The organism is Cellulosimicrobium funkei, assembly GCF_004519295.1.
GTDB lineage: Bacteria > Actinomycetota > Actinomycetes > Actinomycetales > Cellulomonadaceae > Cellulosimicrobium > Cellulosimicrobium funkei.
Genome location: NZ_SOZH01000004.1, coordinates 142,100 through 161,720 on the forward strand (window position 1 = coordinate 142,100; position 19,621 = coordinate 161,720).

12 protein-coding genes and 1 pseudogene are annotated in these 19,621 nt (G+C 76.6%); 10 read left to right on the top strand and 3 right to left on the bottom strand.

Annotation, left to right across the window (positions count from 1 at the left end; all coding sequences use genetic code 11):
• Positions 1 to 20 precede the first annotated feature (20 nt).
• Positions 21 to 4,208 (top strand): SCO7613 C-terminal domain-containing membrane protein, encoded by a 4,188-nt coding sequence (locus E1O70_RS06600; protein ID WP_128957646.1) that lies wholly within the window; start codon positions 21 to 23, stop codon positions 4,206 to 4,208.
• A 41-nt stretch (positions 4,209 to 4,249) separates the two neighbouring features.
• Here E1O70_RS06600 and E1O70_RS06605 read toward each other — a convergent pair whose 3' ends face one another.
• Complete coding sequence (locus E1O70_RS06605; RefSeq protein ID WP_061267076.1) at positions 4,250 to 4,723, bottom strand: Lrp/AsnC family transcriptional regulator; 474 nt, start codon at positions 4,721 to 4,723, stop codon at positions 4,250 to 4,252.
• Between the two features lie 142 nt (positions 4,724 to 4,865).
• On the opposite strand from E1O70_RS06605, the gene E1O70_RS06610 reads away from it, so the two are divergent.
• The 9 genes and pseudogenes from E1O70_RS06610 (at position 4,866) to E1O70_RS06650 (ending at position 16,406) form a co-directional block, all read left to right on the top strand.
• The gene (locus E1O70_RS06610; RefSeq protein WP_082774306.1) at positions 4,866 to 6,179 is read left to right on the top strand and encodes a thiamine pyrophosphate-dependent dehydrogenase E1 component subunit alpha; all 1,314 of its coding nucleotides are present in this window, start codon (positions 4,866 to 4,868) and stop codon (positions 6,177 to 6,179) included.
• Positions 6,176 to 7,204, top strand: coding sequence for an alpha-ketoacid dehydrogenase subunit beta (locus E1O70_RS06615; protein ID WP_061267075.1), 1,029 nt, complete (start codon positions 6,176 to 6,178; stop codon positions 7,202 to 7,204). Before E1O70_RS06610 ends, E1O70_RS06615 begins: the two co-directional genes overlap by 4 nt.
• Positions 7,201 to 8,892: a dihydrolipoamide acetyltransferase family protein gene (locus tag E1O70_RS06620; protein WP_061267074.1), complete on the top strand. Its 1,692-nt coding sequence runs from the start codon at positions 7,201 to 7,203 to the stop codon at positions 8,890 to 8,892. The genes E1O70_RS06615 and E1O70_RS06620 overlap by 4 nt, the downstream gene beginning before the upstream one ends.
• Positions 8,889 to 10,529, top strand: coding sequence for a carboxyl transferase domain-containing protein (locus E1O70_RS06625; RefSeq protein ID WP_061267073.1), 1,641 nt, complete (start codon positions 8,889 to 8,891; stop codon positions 10,527 to 10,529). Before E1O70_RS06620 ends, E1O70_RS06625 begins: the two co-directional genes overlap by 4 nt.
• 4 nt (positions 10,530 to 10,533) lie before the next feature.
• Positions 10,534 to 12,921: an ATP-binding protein gene (locus E1O70_RS06630; RefSeq protein ID WP_061267072.1), complete on the top strand. Its 2,388-nt coding sequence runs from the start codon at positions 10,534 to 10,536 to the stop codon at positions 12,919 to 12,921.
• Positions 12,918 to 14,093, top strand: a complete 1,176-nt coding sequence (locus tag E1O70_RS06635) for an acyl-CoA dehydrogenase family protein (RefSeq protein WP_061267071.1) — start codon at positions 12,918 to 12,920, stop codon at positions 14,091 to 14,093. The genes E1O70_RS06630 and E1O70_RS06635 overlap by 4 nt, the downstream gene beginning before the upstream one ends.
• 42 nt (positions 14,094 to 14,135) lie before the next feature.
• Positions 14,136 to 14,609, top strand: a pseudogene (locus E1O70_RS06640) (MaoC family dehydratase); the annotation flags it as partial.
• A 191-nt stretch (positions 14,610 to 14,800) separates the two neighbouring features.
• Positions 14,801 to 15,703 (top strand): HpcH/HpaI aldolase/citrate lyase family protein, encoded by a 903-nt coding sequence (locus E1O70_RS06645; protein WP_276321392.1) that lies wholly within the window; start codon positions 14,801 to 14,803, stop codon positions 15,701 to 15,703.
• Positions 15,704 to 15,818: 115 nt separating this feature from the next.
• Positions 15,819 to 16,406 carry a hypothetical protein gene (locus tag E1O70_RS06650; protein ID WP_061267070.1) on the top strand — a complete coding sequence of 196 codons (588 nt, stop codon included), beginning with the start codon at positions 15,819 to 15,821 and terminating at the stop codon, positions 16,404 to 16,406.
• A 52-nt stretch (positions 16,407 to 16,458) separates the two neighbouring features.
• Here the strand turns inward: E1O70_RS06650 and pntB are convergent, their stop codons facing one another.
• Together pntB and E1O70_RS06660 are read right to left on the bottom strand one after the other, a co-directional pair.
• Positions 16,459 to 17,868, bottom strand: coding sequence for a Re/Si-specific NAD(P)(+) transhydrogenase subunit beta (gene pntB, locus E1O70_RS06655; protein ID WP_061267069.1), 1,410 nt, complete (start codon positions 17,866 to 17,868; stop codon positions 16,459 to 16,461).
• Positions 17,865 to 19,463 (bottom strand): Re/Si-specific NAD(P)(+) transhydrogenase subunit alpha, encoded by a 1,599-nt coding sequence (locus tag E1O70_RS06660; RefSeq protein WP_061267105.1) that lies wholly within the window; start codon positions 19,461 to 19,463, stop codon positions 17,865 to 17,867. The genes pntB and E1O70_RS06660 overlap by 4 nt, the downstream gene beginning before the upstream one ends.
• Positions 19,464 to 19,621: the final 158 nt, after the last annotated feature.

Below are 19,621 nucleotides of genomic sequence, written 5' to 3' on the forward strand. Positions count from 1 at the left end.
GGTTCGCCAGGATGTCCGTCATGAGAGAGCCGTGGGTCGACGTCGCGCTGGCGCGGCTCCCCGAGACGCGTTCCTGCCCCGCGTGCGCCGCGCCGTTGCGGTCGTCGCGGTGCGACCGGTGCCTGCTCGACCTCGTCGGGCCGCTCGCGTTCGAGGTGGCGGCGGCGTCGACCGACGCGGCCGACGCGCTCCGGCGGCGCCAGACCGCCCTCGACACGCTCCGGGCCGCACAGCCCGAGGCGGCCGCGTGGGCCGCCCGTGCCGCCGTCGCGGGCCCGTCCGGCACGCTCCCTGGCACCCTGCGCGGTGGCCGGCCCGGCGCAGCAGCGGGCGGCAGCTGGGGGACCCCGGCGGGCCCGCCGCCGATGCGCCCGCTCGACACGGCCGGGCGCGGCGCGGCGGGGCCTCGCTCGTCGACCCTGTCGCCCGTCGCCGGACTGGGCGGGCCGGTGCGTCCCGGAGCGGCCGGCCCGGTCGCGCCGGTGCCTGTGCCGGTGCCTGTGCCTGTGCCGGGGCCTGCGGGCCCGCGCGCCGGTGGTGTCGGTCCGAGTGCGGTCCCCGCGCGGTCCGTCGGCCTCCAGCCCGTGCTCGCCGGGGCGGGCGCCGGGCTGCTCGCCGTGGCAGCCGTCGTCTTCGTGTTCTTCACGTTCGCCGACGACCTGGCCCTGCGCGCCCTCGTCACCGGGGTGGTCACCGCGCTCACGGTCGGCGCCGCGGTGCTCCTGCGGTCGCGCGGACTGCGGTCGTCCGCGGAGGCCGTCGCGGCGCTGGCCGTCGTGCTCGCCCTGGTCGACGTCGAGCTCGCGCTCAGCGCGTGGGCGCTCGACCCGGTGGGTGCCGCCGCGGCGCGCGCGACGCTGCTCGCCGTCGTGCTCGTCGGCCTCGGCGTCGTGGGCGAGCGGGCGCGCGTCCGGGCCTGGGTGACGGGCGCCGTCGTGCTCGGTCCCCTCGTGCCGCTGGTCGGCGCGCCCGCCGCGCAGGCGTCGTGGGGCTGGGCCGTCGCGCTCCTCGTGACGGCGTGCCTGACGGCGGTCGCCGGCCCCGTCGCCGCGGCGGCGGGCGCGCGCGTGGGCGGCACCCTCGGCGCGGAGCGCGGGTTCCTGGGCGTCGTGCGCACGGTCGCCGTGCTCCTCGCGGTCCTCGTCGGCCTCACCGTCCCCGCGCCGCCGGGGCTGCCCGGGGGCGCAGGTGCGGCGCTCGTCGCGCTCGGGGCGGCGCTCGTCGCGACGCTGCTCCGGGTCACGACGGGCGAGCGGCGCTGGTACGCGGTCGGCGGCGCCGCGGCGGTGCTCGCCGGCGCGCTGCTCGGCACGGGCGACGGCGTCGGCTTCGTGGGTCTCGCGCCCGCGCTCGGCGCGCTCGCGTGGGTCGTCGTGCTGGTGCTCACCGGCCGCCGCGTGTCGGCGGGGGTGCTCCGGGTGCCGGTCCCGCCGATCGGGCGCTCCGACGCGCTGCTCGGGGGCGCCGTCGTCGTGCTCGTCATGGCGGGCCCCGCCCTCGCGCTCGCGGGCCTGCGGGCCGCCGAGGTGCTCGTGACCCCGACCGCGGGGACGAGCGCCGTGCGCGACGCCGCGCCGCTCGGCGTGGGCGTCCTGTCCGCCGGGCTGGCGGGCGAGGGCACGGCGCCCGGGACCGTCGGCGCGACGCTGCTCGACGGCACGCTCGTCGGCCTCCTCTCCGTGCTCGTCGTCCTGCTCGTCGCGGCCCGGCTCCCGCTGCGCACGTCGCGGACCGCGCCGCCCCTCCTCGGTGGGACGCCCCGGCTCGGGACGGCGCCGCTCGTCGTGACCGGGCGCGCGCTCGCGCCCTGGGCGGCCCTCGCGCTCGTCCTCACCCTGGCGCTCGACCCGCGGCTCGCGGGCGTCTCGTCGCTCGTCCTGCTCGCGCTGCTCGCCGCGGTGCTGCTCGTCGCGACGGCGCGGCCGGCCCCGGCTGCCCCGTCGCCCGGGGCCGTCGTGCGCGCCGTCCGGCGCGGGCTCGGACGCGCCCTGCGCCCCGTCGGGCGCCTCGTGCCCGGCCCGCGCACCGCCGTCCGCCACGGTCTGCTGCCCGTCGGCCGGTCCGAGCGGCGGGCCGCGCACGCCGCCGCCGTCGCCGGCACGGTCCTCGCGCTCGTCCTCCTCGTCGCCGGGTCCTGGGTCGCGCGCCCGACGGCAACCGCCGGGGCCGTCGTCGTCGGCCTGCTCCTCCTCGCGGCGCGCGCCGCCGCGCCGCGGTCCCTGCACGCGCCCCTCGTCGGGGTCGCGTACGGGTACGCGCTGCTCGTGCTCGGGGTGACGCTCGGGTGGAGCGGCGCCGGGACGGTCGTCGTGCTGTGCGGGGTCTCCGGCGTCGCCTCGCTCGCGGCGCTCGCGGTGACGCTCGCCCCGCGCGTCGACCGGCACTCGTGGTGGGCGGTCCTCGGCGTGACGGCCGTGCCGTTCGGGCTCGGCGTGCTCACCGTCGTCGACGAGCGCAGCACCTGGTCCGTCGCGGCGTGCCTCGCGATGCTCGCGCTCGAGGTCGTCCTGGTCGGCTCCCGGCGCCCCGGCTCGGTGACGGCGCTGCGCGTCCTCGCCGCGGCCCTCGTGCTCCCGACGGCGGCCGTCGCCGTGGTGAGCGCGGGCGCGCTCGTCCTCCCGGGCAGCGGCTCGCCCGTCGTCCTGCCCGTCGTCGCCGTCCTCGTCGCGGCGGCCCTCGCGGGGGCCCGGCCGCTCGCGGCACGGCTCGACCTCGGCGCCGGCCGCGTCGCCGTCGAGGCGAGCGCGGCCGTGACGGGGGCCATCGCGGTCGGGCTCGCGTACGGGCGCCCCGCCGCAGGCCCGACGATCGCCGTCGCCGTGCTGCTCCTGCTCGCCGTCGGTGCAGGGCTCGCCGCGCGCGACCGCGACCGGCGGGGGGAGTGGTGGCTCGCCGCCGTCCTCGGCACCGCGGCGCTGTGGACGGCGCTCGCGGCCGCCGAGGTCGGGCTCGTCGAGGCGTACACCGCGCCGCCCGCGGTCGCTGCCGTCGTCGTCGGCGCGCTCCTCGCCCGCCGTGCGCGGCGCTGGTGGGATCTCGCGGGCGCGGGTCTCGTGCTGCTCGTCGTGCCGTCGGTGCTCGTCCTGGGCGCGGCCCCGGGCGCGGGCGACGTCCGCGCGTCGCTGCTCGTCGTCGCCGGTGCGGTGTCCGTCGCCGGTGCGGTGCTGCTCCGGCAGGGCACGACGGCGGGCGGCGTCGCCCCGGCCGCGACGACCCGCAGCGCGTGGCGGCGGGCCGGTGCGCTCCGGCTCGCCGGAGCCGCGGTGCTCGCCGCGGTCGCCGGGACGGTGGAGTCGCTGCACGTCGCGCACGTGCCCGGCGGTGGCGCGCTGTTCGTCCTCGGGTTCGCGTGGGCGGTCGCGGCGGGCGGCGTGGCGCTCGGCGCCGGGTTCGTCGCGGCGCGCGCGGCGTCGGGTCGTGGCACCGTGGCGGCGCGGCGCTGGGCCGTCGCGCCCGCCCTGACGCTCGTGGTGGTCGGCGCCGTCGCGAACGTGCGGCCCGTGTGGGGCGTCATCGCGACGGTCTGGCTCGTCGAGGTCGCGCTCCTCGCGGTGCTCGTGGTGGGGGTGCGCCGCGCCGTGCGCGGGCGGCTCGACCTCCCGCCCGCGTGGTTCCTGTGGCTGCTCGCCCTCGTCGCCGCGATCGGTGCGTGGTCGCCGCGCGAGCTGCGCGTCGAGGTCTTCTCCCTGCCCCTCGGCGCCGGGCTCCTCGTCGCGGGCTACCTCGCGCTCGCGGCGGGAACCGCGGGAACCGCGGGAACCGCGGGCACGGCGAGCGCGGCCGCGGGCGGACCGAGCGGTCTCCCGGCGGCGCGCGCGGCCCGGCCCCTCGGCGGCTGGCCCGTCGGCGTCGTCGGGTCGTGGCGCACCCTCGCGCCCGGGCTCCTCGCGCTCGTCGGGCCGTCGGTGCTCGCGACGTACACCGACGCGCGCACGTGGCGCGCGATGCTCGTCGTCGTGCTCGCGCTCGCGGCGGTCCTCGTCGGGACGCGCAAGCACCTCGCGGCCCCGTTCCTGCTGGGCGTCGCCGTGCTGCCGGTCGAGATCCTCGTCGTGTTCGTCTCGCAGCTCGGCACGCGCATCTCCGCCGGGCCGTGGATGCTCACGCTCGCCGCGGCGGGCGGCCTGCTGCTCATCATCGCGACGTACTACGAGCGGCGGATCGCCGCGTACGACGGCGCCGCCGCGTACGTCCGGGACCTGCGCTGAGTCGCCGGGCTTGAGTCGCCGGGCTGAGTCGCTCGACGGCGTCAGCGCCCGCGGCGCTGCTTCTCGATGAGTGGCCGCAGCCGGTAGGGGATGAGCTCGCCCATGGAGAGCGACGTCTCGGTGCGCTCGACGCCGTCGATCGCGAGTATCGCGGCGTCGATGCGGAACAGGTGGTCCGTGTCGCGGCACGCGACGGTGACGCGCAGGTCCGCGGTGCCGCTGCGCCCGAACGCCTGCACGACCTCCGGGATGCGCGCGAGGTCGTCGACGATGCGCGCGAGCTCCTTCTGCCGGAGCTGCACCTCGACGAACGCCGTGAGGGGGTGCCCCAGCACGTGCGGGTCGATGCGCCGGTCGAGGTCGAGGAACGCGCCCTCGGCCTCGAGGCGGGCGAGCCGCGCGGCGACCGTGTTGCGGGAGAGCCGCAGCCGGTCGGCGAGCGCGACGATCGTGGCCCGCGGGTCGTCGGCGAGCGCGAGCAGGAGGTCGAGGTCGACAGCGTCGGCGCTGTGCATGCTGCTCACCCTAACCGAGTGACAGCGGTCACAGTGCACGGTGCGGCAGGCGTCGGTGGAGCCATGTGCGTGACGCGGGTTACGTTCCCCCTACCTCGGTCCTCGACGGAGAGGACCGGCTCCCCGAGGTGAGGTGGCGACGATGCCCAGCGAACCTGCGGTGCGGACCGGACCGACGGCGGCGACCCCGCCGAAGGCGTACGACGGTCACCGGGCGGCAACCCCGCGCGACGCACGAGCAGACCGGAAGAACGTGGTGCGCGACGTGCGCAAGGACGCGCCGCGGCAGGACCCGCCCGACCCGAGCCCCGGGTCGACGCCGACCCTGCGCGTGCTCGACGAGGACGGCACCCGCCACCGCGACCCGGACCTGGACCGGTGGCTCGCGGACCTCGACCCGACGGCGCCCGACGACGCCGCGCGCGCGTCGGCCCGGTCGACGCTGCTGCGGCTCCACGAGGACATGGTCGTGGCGCGTCGCATCGACGCGGAGGCCACGGCGCTCCAGCGGCAGGGCGAGCTCGCGCTCTGGCCGCCGCTCCTCGGCCAGGAGGCGGCGCAGGTCGGCTCGGCACGCGCGCTGCGCGACGACGACTTCGTCTTCTCCTCCTACCGCGAGCACGCCGTCGCGCGGGTGCGCGGTGCGGCGCTCGTCGACCTCGTGCGCGTGTGGCGCGGCGTCGCGGTCTCCGGCTGGGACCCGTACGCGATCGGCATGGCGTCGCCGCAGGTCATCATCGGCGCCCAGGCGCTGCACGCGACGGGCTGGGCGATGGGCGTGCAGAACGACGTCGACGCCGGCCGCGTCGACGCCGCCGCCGGGCTGCCGGTCGGGGTGTCGTACTTCGGCGACGGCGCGATGAGCCAGGGCGACGTGAACGAGGCGTTCGTCTTCGCGTCCACGTACCGCTCGCCGGTGGTGTTCTTCTGCCAGAACAACCAGTGGGCCATCTCCGAGCCGGTCGCGCTCCAGTCGCGCGTCCCGCTCGCGGAGCGCGCCCGCGGATTCGGCCTGCCGGGCGTGCGCGTCGACGGCAACGACGTCCTCGCCGTGCTCGCCGTGACCCGCGCGGCCCTCGACCGCGCCCGGCACGACGGCGGCCCGACCTTGATCGAGGCCGTCACCTACCGCATGGGCCCGCACACCACGGCCGACGACCCGAAGCGCTACCGCGACGCGGCCGAGGTGGAGGAGTGGACGCGCCGCGACCCGATCGCGCGCTTCGAGGCGTACCTGCGCGCCGTCGGGGTGCTCGACGACGCGGGCGCGGCGCACGTTCAGGAGGTCGCCGACGCGGCGGCCGCCGAGCTGCGCGCCGGGTGCGTCGCGCTCACCGACCCGCCGCCGCTCTCGCTCTTCGACCACGTCTACGCGGAGCCGCACCACGCGCTGGACCGCGAGCGCGCCGAGTACGCGCACTATCTCGCCGGCTTCGACGGGGAGGAGGCACGATGACGACCCTCACGCTCGCGAAGGCGCTCGGCGCCGGGCTGCACCGTGCGATGACCGACGACGACCGCGTGGTCGTCATGGGCGAGGACGTCGGCCGCCTGGGCGGCGTCTACCGCGTGACGGACGGGCTCCAGGCGGAGTTCGGACCGCGGCGCGTGCTCGACACCCCGCTCGCGGAGTCCGGGATCATCGGGACGGCCGTCGGGCTCGCGTACCGCGGCTACCGGCCGGTGTGCGAGATCCAGTTCGACGGCTTCGTGTTCGTCGCGTTCGACCAGATCCTGTCCCAGCTCGCGAAGATGCACGCCCGCACCGGCGGGAAGGTGCGCCTGCCGATCACGATCCGCATCCCCGTGGGGGGCGGCATCGGCGCGGCCGAGCACCACTCGGAGTCGCCCGAGGCGCTGTTCGCGCACACGGCCGGGCTGCGCGTCGTGTCGGTCGCGAACCCCCAGGACGCGTACACCGTGCTCCGCCAGGCCGTCGCGTGCGACGACCCGGTGATCTTCTTCGAGCCCAAGCGGCGCTACCACCTCAAGGGCGAGGTCGACCTCGACCCCGTCGACCCGCCGCCCATGGACCGGGCCCGCGTCGTGCGCGAGGGCCACGACGTCACGCTCGTCACGTGGGGCGGCCTCGTCGGGACCGCGCTGGACGCGGCCGTCGCCGCGTCGGACGACGGCGTGTCCGTCGAGGTGGTCGACCTGCGCTCGCTGTCGCCGATCGACCACGACACCGTCGCGGCGTCGGTCCGCAAGACGGGGCGCGTCGTCGTCACGCACGAGGCCCCGCGCCAGGCCGGGATCGGCGCGGAGATCGCCGCGACCGTGACGGACCGCTGCTTCGAGTACCTCGAGGCCGCGCCCGTGCGGGTCACGGGCCACGGCATGCCGTACCCGCCCGCGAAGCTCGAGGGCCACTACCTGCCCGACCTCGACCGCATCCTCGACGGCGTCGACCGCGTGCTGGGGCGGGTGGAGCCGTTCGTGCCGTCGTCCGGGCGCCCCGTCGCGGAGGTGGCCCGATGACGGCGCTGCGCGAGTTCCGCCTCCCCGACCTGGGCGAGGGTCTCACCGAGTCCGACATCGTCAGCTGGCACGTCCACGCGGGCGACCGCGTCGAGCTCAACCAGGTCATCGCGGAGGTCGAGACCGCGAAGGCCCTCGTCGACCTCCCGTCCCCGTACGCGGGCGTCGTCGCGTCCCTCCACGCCGAGGAGGGCCAGACGGTGAGCGTCGGCGAGCCGCTCGTCACCTTCGAGGTCGACGACGGCGCGGCCCCCGTGTCCGGCGGCGGTGCCGCCCCGGTGACGGACGGCGCCGCGGCGCCCGGGTCCGCCGAGGTCCCGGCTCGGGTGCCCGACGCCGTCCCCGCCCTGGTCGGGGCGGTCGCCGAGGTGCGAGCCGCCCCGGCCGACCCCACCGACGCGCCCGGGTCCGCCGAGGTCCCGGCCCGGGCGTCCGACGCCGTCCCCGCCCTGGTCGGGGCGGTCGCCGCGGTGGGAGCCGCCCCGGCCGACCCCACCGACGCGCCCGAGCCGAACCTCGTCGGCTACGGGGCCCGACCCGACCGGGTCGGGCGGCCCGCGCGTCGACCCCGGCGGGCGGCGACTGAGACCCAGGTTTCAGGGCCCGACGTCGCCGAGGCACCCCGCCGCACCACCGTGACCGGCGAGCGGCCCCGGTCGACACCGCCCGTGCGCGCGCTCGCAAAGAAGCTCGGCGTGCGGATCGACCGGGTCGAAGGCTCCGGCCGCGACGGGCTCATCACGCGCGACGACGTCCTCGCGGCGGTGAGCTGCCACCGCGACGTCGCCCGCCGACCGCGCGACGAGCACCACGCGCACCCCGCGACGTCCGCCGGCCCGGGGGCATCGAGCGGCGAGAAGCGAGAAGTGGCCCCTCCGGACCGCGGCCGCGGGGCCACTTCTCCCCTCTCGGCGCCGGGTGCGGCGACGGGCGTGGCCGCCGACCGCTCGACCGGCCTCGAGCCGGAGGTCGTGCCCGTGCGGGGCGTGCGCAAGCACACCGCGGCGGCGATGGTGGCGAGCGCGTTCACGGCGCCCCACGCGACGGTGTTCCTCACGGTGGACGTCACGCGCAGCGTCGAGCTCCTGGAACGGCTGCGCACCCACCGCCTCGCGCGCGGCGCGCGGATCACCGTGCTGGCGCTCGCGGCCCGCGCGCTGTGCCTCGTGCTGCCGCGCCACCCCGCGCTCAACAGCGCGTGGCGCGACCTCCCCGACGGCTCGGCGGAGATCGTGCGGCACCGACGGGTGCACCTGGGGATCGCGGTCGCGACCGACCGGGGGCTCGTCGTGCCGCACGTGCCCGACGCGCAGGCGCTCGACCTGCCCGACCTCGCCGTCGCGCTGACCGACCTCACGACGACCGCGCGCGACGGCCGCACGACGCCCGAGCGCCTGACCGGCGGGACGATCTCGATCACCAACGTCGGGGTGTTCGGCGTCGACGCGGGCACCCCGATCCTCGTCCCCGGCGAGGCGGCGATCCTCGGCCTGGGGGCGGTGCGGCGTCGGCCCTGGGAGCACGACGGCGAGGTCGGGCTGCGCGACGTCGTCACGCTCAGCCTGTCGTTCGACCACCGCGTGGTCGACGGCGAGCAGGGCGCGCGCTTCCTCGCCGACCTGGGCGCGCTGCTGGAGGACCCGGCGCTCGCGCTCCTCGCCGGGAGCCGGCAGGAGGTGGTCGCGTGACCGTCCTGACGAGCGCCGTCGAGCCCGGGTCGGACGCGGCTCGGGCGAACGACGCCGCGCAGCGCGGGCTCGCTCAGGAGCTGCGCGAGCGCACGGCGGACGTCGCGCGCGGCGGCCCGGCGTCGGCGCGCGACCGGCACGTGGCGCGCGGCAAGCTGCTCCCGCGCGACCGCGTCGACCGGCTGCTCGACGAGGGCAGCCCGTTCCTGGAGATCGCACCGCTCGCCGGGTACGGCGTGGACGACGGCGCGTGGCCGGCCGCGGGTGTCGTCGCCGGGATCGGGGTGGTGAGCGGGCGGCAGATCATGGTCGTCTGCAACGACGCGACCGTGAAGGGCGGCACGTACCACCCGCTCACGGTGAAGAAGCACCTGCGGGCGCAGGAGATCGCGCTGGAGAACCGGCTGCCGTGCGTCTACCTCGTCGACTCGGGCGGTGCGTTCCTGCCCCGGCAGGCCGAGGTGTTCCCGGACCGCGACCACTTCGGCCGCATCTTCTACCACCAGGCGCGTCTCTCGGCGGCGGGGATCCCGCAGATCTCCGCGGTGCTCGGGTCGTGCACGGCGGGCGGCGCCTACGTGCCCGCGATGAGCGACGAGACGGTCATCGTGCGCGGGCAGGGCACGATCTTCCTCGGCGGTCCGCCGCTCGTGAAGGCGGCGATCGGCGAGGTCGTCACGGCCGAGGAGCTCGGCGGCGGTGAGCTGCACGCGCGCCGCAGCGGCGTCGTCGACCACCTCGCCGACGACGACGAGGACGCGCTCGACACCGTGCGGCGCATCGTCGCGACGCTCCCGCCCGACCCGGAGCCCGCGTGGGACGTGGCGCCCAGCGAGCCTCCCCGTGTGGCGGGTGCCGCCGTACAGGACCCGGGGGAGGATCTGTACGCCGCCGTCCCGGCCGACGTCCAGGCTCCCTACGACCCCCGCGAGGTCATCGCCCGGCTCGCCGACGGGAGCCGGTTCGACGAGTTCAAGCGCGAGTACGGCGACACGCTCGTCACGGGCTTCGCGCGGATCCACGGGCACCCCGTCGGGATCCTCGCGAACCAGGGTGTGCTGTTCTCGGCGTCCGCGCTCAAGGGGGCGCACTTCGTCGAGCTGTGCGACCAGCGCGGCATCCCGCTGCTGTTCCTGCAGAACATCTCCGGCTTCATGGTCGGCACGGACGCCGAGGCGGGCGGGATCGCGAAGGACGGCGCGAAGATGGTCACGGCCGTCGCGACGACGCGCGTCCCGAAGCTCACGGTGATCGTCGGCGGGTCGTTCGGGGCGGGGAACTACTCGATGTGCGGGCGCGCGTACTCGCCGCGCTTCCTGTGGTCGTGGCCCGCGAGCCGCATCTCCGTGATGGGCGGCCCGCAGGCCGCGTCCGTGCTGTCGACCGTCAAGCGCGACCAGCTCGCGGCGCGCGGCGAGACGTGGGACCCCGACGAGGAGGCCGCGTTCTCCGCGGGCATCCGCGCCGACTACGACGAGCACGGCAGCCCCTACTACGCGACCGCGCGGCTGTGGGACGACGGCGTGATCGACCCCGCCGACACGCGCCGCGTGCTCGGCCTCGCCCTCGGCGTGTGCGCGCGCACGCCCCTCGCCGAGACCTGGACCGGTGACAGGTTCGGCCTCTTCCGGATGTGAGCCGATGACCTCCCGCACCCTCCACGACGCGACCGCCCGCCCGCCCGGCGGTACCGGGTTCCGCACGGTCCTCGTCGCGAACCGCGGCGAGATCGCGTGCCGCGTGATCGGCACGCTGCGCCGCCTCGGCGTGCGGTCCGTCGCCGTCTTCTCCGACGCCGACGCCGACGCGCGCCACGTGCGCGAGGCGGACGTCGCGGTCCGGCTCGGGCCCGCGCCCGCGACGCAGAGCTACCTCGACGTCGACGCCGTCGTCGCCGCGGCCGTCGCGACCGGGGCCGAGGCGGTCCACCCCGGCTACGGCTTCCTCTCGGAGAACCCGGCGCTCACCCGGGCGTGCGAGCGCGCGGGGATCGCGTTCGTCGGGCCGGGCGTCGACGCGCTCGAGGCGATGGCCGACAAGCTCGCCGCGAAGAGCATCGTCGGCGCGCGGGGCGTGCCCGTCGTGCCCGGGGCGGGCGAGCCGGGCATGTCCGACGACGACCTCCTCGCCGCCGCGGGCGCCGTCGGGTTCCCGCTGCTCGTCAAGCCGTCCGCCGGGGGCGGGGGCAAGGGCATGGTCGTCGTGCGCGCGGAGGCCGACCTGCCCGGCGCCCTCGCGTCCGCGCGCCGGGTCGCCGCGTCGTCGTTCGGCGACGACACGCTCCTGCTCGAACGGCTCGTCGAGGCGCCGCGCCACATCGAGGTGCAGGTGCTCGCTGACACGCACGGGACCGTGGTCCACCTGGGCGAGCGCGAGTGCTCGCTCCAGCGCCGCCACCAGAAGGTCGTCGAGGAGGCGCCGTCGCCGCTCCTCACCGCGGAGCAGCGCGCCCGCATGGGCGAGGCCGCGTGCGAGGTCGCGCGGTCGGTCGGGTACGTCGGCGCCGGGACGGTCGAGTTCCTCGTCCCCGCCGCGAGCCCGGACGAGTTCTTCTTCATCGAGATGAACACGCGACTCCAGGTGGAGCACCCCGTGACCGAGATGGTCACCGACCTCGACCTCGTCGCGCTCCAGCTGCGCGTCGCGGCGGGCGAGCCGCTGGGCCTGGCACAGGACGACGTCGTGCTGCGCGGCCACGCCGTCGAGGCGCGCCTCTACGCAGAGTCGCCCGAGCGCGGCTTCCTCCCGGCGACCGGGTCGGTCCGGGTCTACGACGACGGTGGCGTCCCGTCCGGGCCCGGCGCCTCCCCGCTGCGCCTCGACTCCGGGATCTCCGCCGGTGCCGTGGTGGGTGGGCACTACGACCCGATGCTCGCGAAGGCCGTCGCCTGGGGCGAGACGCGCGACGAGGCCGTGGAGCGCCTCGACGGCCTGCTCGCGCGGACGGTCGTGCTAGGTGTCGAGACGAACACGGCGTTCCTGCGGTCTCTCCTCGCGGACGACGACGTCCGTGCCGGTCGGCTCGACACCGGCCTGATCGACCGTCTGGTCTCCGCCGGTTCTGGGATGGCCGGGTCCGGCGAGGGGCCGGGGGGTGCGCGCGCCGTCTACCCTCCGCGCCCTCGTTCCTCGGGCGCTCCCGCCAGGCCCGACCACGACGGCGCGCACACCCCCCGACCCCTCGCCTCGGAGGTCGGCTCGCCATCCGACGGCCCGGACTGGGTCGACCTCGTCGCCGCAGCCCTGTTCCTCGTCGAGCAGGCGGTTGCGGCTCGTCCGGAGGGTGGGACGGGCCACGACCGCCTGCTCGGCGGGGGGATCGGGGGGCGGGACGACGATCCCTGGCGGGTGGGGGACGGGTGGCGGCTCAACGGGGACGCGGCGCCGCGGCGGGTTCTGCTCGTCGATGCCGGCGGGGGCGCGCACGAGGTGCGGGTGACCGGGGTGGTGGGGGACGCCGTCGTGCACGTGCCGGCACCCGACGACGGTGCGTGGCCCGGCTCGACGACGCACGCGGTGCGGGCGTCGCTCGCTCGCGACCCCGGGGTCGACGGCGCGTGGTGGCTCACCCTGGACGGTGTCCGGGAGCGCGTGCGGCTCGCCCTCGACGCACCCCCCGCCGACGGGGAGCCCGCGACGGTGTGGGTGTGGCGCGACGGGCGGACCGTCGCCCTGGCCGCCCCGGACCGGGAGCAGCGCGCGGCTCGGGCGCGGGCCGACCGCCGTCGGGCACGGGGTGACGCGCCCGGCGCGACCGACCCCGAGGTGCGCGCCGCGATGCCCGGCACGGTCGTGACGGCCGCCGCGGACGGCGAGCCCGTCACCGCCGGGGACGTCCTCGTCACCGTCGAGGCCATGAAGATGGAGCACCCGCTCCTCGCCCCGCACGACGGCGTCGCCGACGTGCGCGTGCGCCCCGGCGACCTCGTGCGCCGGGACCAGGTGGTCGCCGTCGTCCACCCTCACGACTCCGGTGCGGCACAACCCGCCGCTCCGGTCCCGCAACCCGACACCCAGGGAGCATCATGATCGAGGCCGACGTCCTGCTCGACGACGAGCAGCGGAAGCTCAGCCAGGTGGTGCGCGACTTCGCGGACAGCGTCGTCGCGCCCGCCGCCTACCGCTACGACACGGAACGCCGCCTGCCGATGGAGATCATCGCGCAGATGGGGGAGCTCGGGCTGTTCGGGCTGCCGTTCCCGCGCGACATCGGCGGCCAGGGCCAGGACTACGTGTCGCTGTGCCTCGCCGTCGAGGCGCTCGCGCGCGTCGACCAGTCGATCGCGGTGACGCTCGAGGCCGGGGTCGGGCTCGGGATCGTCCCGCTCTACCGGCACGGCTCGCGCGAGCAGCAGGAGCGGTGGCTGCCCGACCTGCTCGCCGGGCGGGCGCTCGCGGCGTTCGGGCTCACCGAGGCCGGTGCCGGGTCCGACGCGGGCGGCACCCGCACGACCGCGCGGCTCGACGGCGACGAGTGGGTGATCGACGGGTCGAAGCAGTTCATCACCAACTCGGGGACGCCCATCACGAGCCTCGTGACGATCACCGCCGTCACGGGCGAGACGGTCGGCGTGGAGGGCGAGCTGCGCAAGGAGCTGTCGAGCATCATCGTCCCCGCGGGGACGCCCGGGCTCGAGGTCGGGCCGTCGTACGACAAGGTCGGCTGGCACACCTCGGACACGCACCCCCTCACGCTGACCGGCGTCCGGGTGCCCGCCGGGAACCTGCTCGGCGAGCGCGGCCGCGGGTACGCGAACTTCCTCCGCGCGCTCGACGAGGGCCGCATCGCGTTCGCCGCCCTCGCGACCGGCGCCGCGCAGGGCTGCCTCGAGGAGGCGCTGCGGTACGCGCGCGAGCGCGTCGTGTTCGGTCGGTCGATCGGGGAGAACCAGCACGTCGCGTTCACGCTCGCCCGCATGCAGGCGCGCGTCCACACCGCGCGCCTCGCGTGGCTCGACGCCGCGCAGAAGCTCGTGCGCGGCAAGCCGTTCAAGGCGGAGGCGTCGGTCGCGAAGCTCGTCGGCGGCGAGGCCGCGATGGCGAACGCGCGCGACGCGTCGCAGATCTTCGGCGGCTACGGGTTCCTCAACGAGAACCCCGTCGCGCGGCACTACCGCGACGCGAAGGTGCTCGAGGTCGGCGAGGGCACGACCGAGGTGCAGCTCATGGTCATCGCGAGGAGCCTGGGACTGGACGGCTAGCGGGGGACCGACGCCGACGTCAGGGACGAGGGGAGGAGCAGCATGCGCGAGGTGGTCCAGCGGGGCCTGTACTACGACGAGCTGGAGACGGGCGTGGTGTACCGCCACCGGCCTGGCCGCACGCTCACGGAGGCGGACGACGTCGTCTTCTCCACGCTCACGATGAACCACCAGGCGTTGCACCTCGACGCCGCGTGGGCCGCGACCCAGCCGTTCGGGCAGCGGCTCGTCAACTCGATGATGACGCTGTCCACGCTCGTCGGGCTGTCCGTCGGGCAGGTCACGCAGGGCACGATCGTCGCGAACCTCGGGTTCCGCGAGGTCGAGTTTCCCCAGCCGCTGTTCCACGGCGACACCCTCTACGCCGAGACGGAGGTCGTGGAGAAGCGGCTCTCCGCGTCGCGGCCGGGGCAGGGCGTCGTGACCCTCGAGCACCGCGGCCTCAACCAGGACGGCGTGCTCGTCGCGCGCGCCGTCCGCACCGCGCTCTTCTGGACGCGCGCCGCCCACGAGGCGGCGTCCGCGGCCGTGCCCGACGACGCCCGGTCCCCCGGGGCGTCCACCGGACCCGGGGCTGCGGGCACGGTGGGTACCGATCCCGGCGACACCCCCGGGCCCGGCGCCGGGCGCGACGACGGCCCCGGGCTCAGCGAGCACGCGGCGGGGGTGCACGAGCCCGTGCTCGAGCGCGGCGACGAGGAGAGCGCGTGGTGACCGACGGCGTCGGGCACCGCGCCGCCTCCCCGCCAGGGTTCGGGCTCGGGCCCGCGCTGCTGTTCTGCCCCGGCGACCGACCCGACCGGTTCGCGAAGGCCGCGGACCGCGCGGACGCCGTGATCCTCGACCTCGAGGACGCCGTCGCCCCGCACGCCAAGGACGCCGCGCGGCGTGCCGTCGTCGAGGCGTCCGCGACGCTCGACCCGGCGCGCACGGTCGTGCGGGTGAACCCCGTCGGGACGCCCGAGCACGCGCTCGACGTGGCGGCGCTCGCGGACACGCGCCTGCGGACGGTCATGGTCGCCAAGGCCGGGCCGGAGCTGCTCGTGTCGCTCGGCGGGCTCGCGACGACGCTCCCCGGGGTGCGAGTGCTCGCGCTGTGCGAGACGGCCGCCGGTGTCGTGGCGGCGCCGGAGCTCGCCCGCAGGCCCGAGGTCGTCGCGCTGATGTGGGGCGCGGAGGACCTCGTCGCGTCCCTCGGGGGGACGTCGAGCCGCCGCCCCGACGGCACGTACCGCGACGTCGCGCGGCACGCCCGCGCCGCGGTGCTGCTCGCGGCGGGTGCGGCGGGGAAGGCCGCGGTCGACGCGGTGCACCTCGACGTGGGCGACCTCGACGGGCTGCGCGCCGAGGCCGAGGACGCGGCCGCGTCGGGGTTCGCCGCGACGGCGTGCATCCACCCGAGCCACGTCCCCGTGATCCGCGCCGCCTACGCGCCGACCGCCGAGCAGGTGGCCGACGCCCGCGCGCTGCTCGACGCCGCGGCCGCGAACCCGGGCGGCGCGGGCGCCGTCTTCACGTTCGAGGGCCGCATGGTCGACGAGCCGGTCCTCCGGCACGCGCGGGCGGTCCTCGACCGGGTGGTTCTCGACCGGGCGCGCTCGGACGGGTGAGCGCGGGGATCTCGCGCTCGCGGGCCCGGCCGACGGCGCCTCGTCGCGGCCGACCGGACAAATACCCCGCTCCGCCCGTTCCGCTTGCGGGCTCGGGCATCGTATGGTCACTCGCGTGAACGTCTACGTCGTCCTGTCCCGCAGTCGTACGGTCCTGTCCCGGACGATCGCGCTGGCGACGCGCGACGAGTTCACGCACTCCTCCCTGGCGCTCGACCAGGGGCTCGACCTCATGTTCAGCTTCGGCCGGCGCCGGGCGGGCAACCCGTTCGTCGGCTGCTTCCGGCGCGAGCGGTTCGACGACGGCCTGTACCGCGGCATGGACGTCGTGCCGGGGGTCGTGCTCGCGGTGCCCGTGACCCCCGAGCAGCACGAGGCGATCCGCGTCCGGATCACCGAGTTCCTGCTCGACTCGCACGCGTTCTCGTACAACGTGCGCGGCCTCGTCGGCGCGCGGTTCGGCCGCGGGCACGAGGCCGCGGACCGGTTCTTCTGCTCGGAGTTCGTCTACCACGTGCTGCACGGCGCGGGCGTGTGGGACCTCGGGGTCGAGCGGTGGCAGGTGCGGCCCCAGACGCTGCTCGACCTGCCGGGCCGCGTCGTCTTCCGCGGGGACCTCAAGGACTACGTCGCCGCGCACCGGACGCTCGAGACGCTGCCGTCGCTGACGTTCGCGCCCGCCCGGGAGCGCGTGCCCGGCTGATCGCCGGGGCGCGCTCCGCGGGCCCCGCGCCGTCCCCGTCGCCCGCGGCCCCTCAGCCCGCGCGGAGCGCCGCCACGATGTCCTCGACCCGCAGCTTGGCGTCCCCGAAGAGCATCCCGGTGTTCTCGCGGAAGAACAGCGGGTTCTGCACCCCGGCGTAGCCCGCCGCCATGGACCGCTTGAAGACGACGACCTGCTCCGCCTCCCACACGTGCAGCACGGGCATGCCCGCGATGGGCGAGCCCGGGTCGTCGAGCGCGGCCGGGTTCACGGTGTCGTTCGCCCCGATGACGAGCACGACGTCCGTCCCCGCCAGGTCGTCGTTGATCTCGTCCATCTCGAGCACGATGTCGTACGGGACGCGCGCCTCCGCGAGCAGCACGTTCATGTGCCCGGGGAGCCGGCCCGCGACGGGGTGGACGCCGAAGCGGACCTGGGCGCCGCCGTCGCGCAGGAGCTGCACGAGGTCGGCGACGGGGTACTGCGCCTTGGCGACAGCCATGCCGTAGCCCGGGGTGATGACGACGCTCCGCGCGTCGCGCAGGAGGGCCGCGACGTCGTCGGCGCTCACCTCGCGGTGCTCGCCCTGCGGTCCCTCGCCACCCGCGGGGGCCGCACCCTCCTCGGCCCCGAAGCCGCCGAGGATGACGGACACGAACGACCGGTTCATGGCCCGGCACATGATGTAGCTGAGGATCGCACCGGAGGACCCGACGAGCGCGCCCGTGACGATGAGCAGGTCGTTCCCGAGCATGAAGCCCGCCGCGGCGGCGGCCCAGCCGGAGTACGAGTTGAGCATCGAGACGACGACGGGCATGTCGCCGCCCCCGATCGACGCGACGAGGTGCCAGCCCAGCGCGAGCGACACGACGGTGAGCAGGAGCAGCGGCCACACGGACGGCGCGACGACGAACCACGCTACGAGCCCGAGGCTCGCCACGAGCGCCCCGAGGTTGAGCAGGTTCCGGCCGGGGAGCTGGAGCGGCGCCGACCGCGTGCGACCGGACAGCTTGAGGAACGCGACGACGGAGCCGGTGAACGTCACGGCGCCCACGAGCACGCCGAGCGAGACCTCGACGAGGTGCGCGACGTCGTCGTGCCCCGCAGCCTGTGCGGTGAGGTACGAGTTGAAGCCGACGAGCACGGCCGCGGCCCCGACGAAGCTGTGCAGGATCGCGATGAGTTCCGGCATCTGCGTCATCTCGACGCGGCGGGCCCGCCACGTCCCGACGGCGGCGCCCACGAGGAGCACGACCACGACGAGCAGCGCGGTGACGAGGACCGGGCGGGCGCTCGTGCCGAGCGCGAGGACGATCGTCGCGGCGAGCGCGAGGACCATGCCGACCATGCCGAGGACGTTGCCGCGGCGCGCGGACTCCTGCTTCGACAGGCCCGCGAGGCTCAGCACGAACAGGACGGCCGCGAGGACGTAGACGGCCTGGGCGACGGACGTGGCGGTCATCGGGCCACCCCCTGCGCGCGGGCGGGGACGTCCTTGCGGAACATGCCGATCATGCGGTTCGCGACGAGGAAGCCACCGAACACGTTGATGCTCGCGAGCGTCGCCGCGACGAGCGCGAGCGTCGTGACGACCCAGTCGTCGGAGCCGAGCTGCAGGAGCGCGCCGACGAGGATGATGCCGGAGATCGCGTTCGTCTGGGCCATGAGCGGCGTGTGCAGGGAGTGCGTGACGTTCGAGATGACGTAGTACCCGACGATCACCGCGAGCGTGAACACCGTGACGTGCCCGACGAGCGACGGCGGCGCGAACGACAGTGCGAGCGTGATGAGCACCGCGGCCAGCGCGGCCCCGACGGTCCGACGGCGGCGGCGCAGGCTCGCGGCGGCGGCGGCCTCCGTGGCGGCCCGCTCGCGGTCCGCAGCCTCCTGGGCGGGGTCCGGCGGTGGTGGCGCGGCGGGGGACGGCGCCGCGCTCACCGCGACGGGCGGCGGCGGCCAGAGCACCTCGCCGGCGCGCGCGACGGTCATGCCGCGCTGGACCGGGTCGTCGAGGTCGAGGGCGGGCACGCCGTCCTTGCCGGGCGTGAGCAGCTCGAGCAGGTGCACGACGTTCGTCCCCAGGAGCTGCGACGTGTGCTGCGGGAGCCGGCCCGCGAGGTCGGTCCAGCCGACGACCACGACGCCGTTCTCGGTGACGACGCGCTCGCCCGGCACGGTGAGCGCGCAGTTGCCGCCGCCCGAGGCCGCGAGGTCGACGACGACGCTCCCGGGCCGCATCCCGGCGACCGCCTCGGCCGTGAGGGTGCGCGGCGCCCGGCCGCGCACGAGCGCCGTCGTGACGACGACGTCCGCGTCGGCCGCCTCGCGCGCGTAGACGGCGAGGGCCGCCGCCTCCTGCTCGGGCGTGAGCGGCTTCGCGTAGCCGTCGGCCGACATGCCCTGCTGCGCCGCGGGCTCGCGCACGGCGGTGCCGCCCATGGACTCGATCTGCTCGGCCGCCTCCGACCGGACGTCGAACGCGCGGACCTGCGCGCCGAGGCTCGCTGCCGCGCCGACCGCGGCGAGGCCCGCGACCCCGCCGCCGATGACGAAGACCTTCGCGGGCGGCGTCTTGCCTGCGGCGGTGACCTGCCCCGCGAACATGCCGCCGTACTCGGCCGCGGCCTCGACGACGGCGCGGTAGCCCGCGACGTTCGACAGCGTGCTCAGGACGTCGAGGGCCTGGGCACGCGAGATGCGGGGCACGGCGTCGAGCGCGAGCGCGGTCACGCCGTGGTCGGCGAGGCGCCGCACGAGGTCGGGGTCGTTCGCGGGACCGAGCATCGCGACGAGGGTCGCGCCCGGGTGCAGGAGCGCCACCTGCGCGTCGGTGGGCGCGTTCACGGCGGTGACGACGTCGGCCCCCCACGCCGTCGCGGCGTCGACCACCGCGGCGCCCGCAGCCTCGTACGCGGCGTCGGAGAACGTGGCACCCGCGCCCGCGTCGTGCTCGACGACCACCTCGTAGCCGAGCGCCCGCAGGCGCTCGACCGTGCGCGGGGTGGCGGCGACCAGCCGCTCCCCGTCCCTCACCTCGCGGGGGACACCGATCCTCACGTGCGGGCTCCTCACCTCGTCGGGCGTCGTCGGCACGCGCGCGACCGGTGGGGACGGCGGGTGCGCGGCGAGCCTATCGGGGGCCGCCCGCGCCGTCCCGGGTCGAACGTCCCCGGGCCTGCGGCGTCCGCCCACGCGGTGCGCGGACCGCGACGGGG

Bases quoted from the DNA above. Each gene is read 5' to 3' on its own strand.
- E1O70_RS06600 (WP_128957646.1), top strand. From the start codon at position 21: ATGAGAGAGCCGTGGGTCGACGTCGCGCTGGCGCGGCTCCCCGAGACG.
- E1O70_RS06605 (WP_061267076.1), bottom strand. From the start codon at position 4,723: ATGCACAGCGCCGACGCTGTCGACCTCGACCTCCTGCTCGCGCTCGCC.
- E1O70_RS06610 (WP_082774306.1), top strand. From the start codon at position 4,866: ATGCCCAGCGAACCTGCGGTGCGGACCGGACCGACGGCGGCGACCCCG.
- E1O70_RS06615 (WP_061267075.1), top strand. From the start codon at position 6,176: ATGACGACCCTCACGCTCGCGAAGGCGCTCGGCGCCGGGCTGCACCGT.
- E1O70_RS06620 (WP_061267074.1), top strand. From the start codon at position 7,201: ATGACGGCGCTGCGCGAGTTCCGCCTCCCCGACCTGGGCGAGGGTCTC.
- E1O70_RS06630 (WP_061267072.1), top strand. From the start codon at position 10,534: ATGACCTCCCGCACCCTCCACGACGCGACCGCCCGCCCGCCCGGCGGT.
- E1O70_RS06635 (WP_061267071.1), top strand. From the start codon at position 12,918: ATGATCGAGGCCGACGTCCTGCTCGACGACGAGCAGCGGAAGCTCAGC.
- pntB (WP_061267069.1), bottom strand. From the start codon at position 17,868: ATGACCGCCACGTCCGTCGCCCAGGCCGTCTACGTCCTCGCGGCCGTC.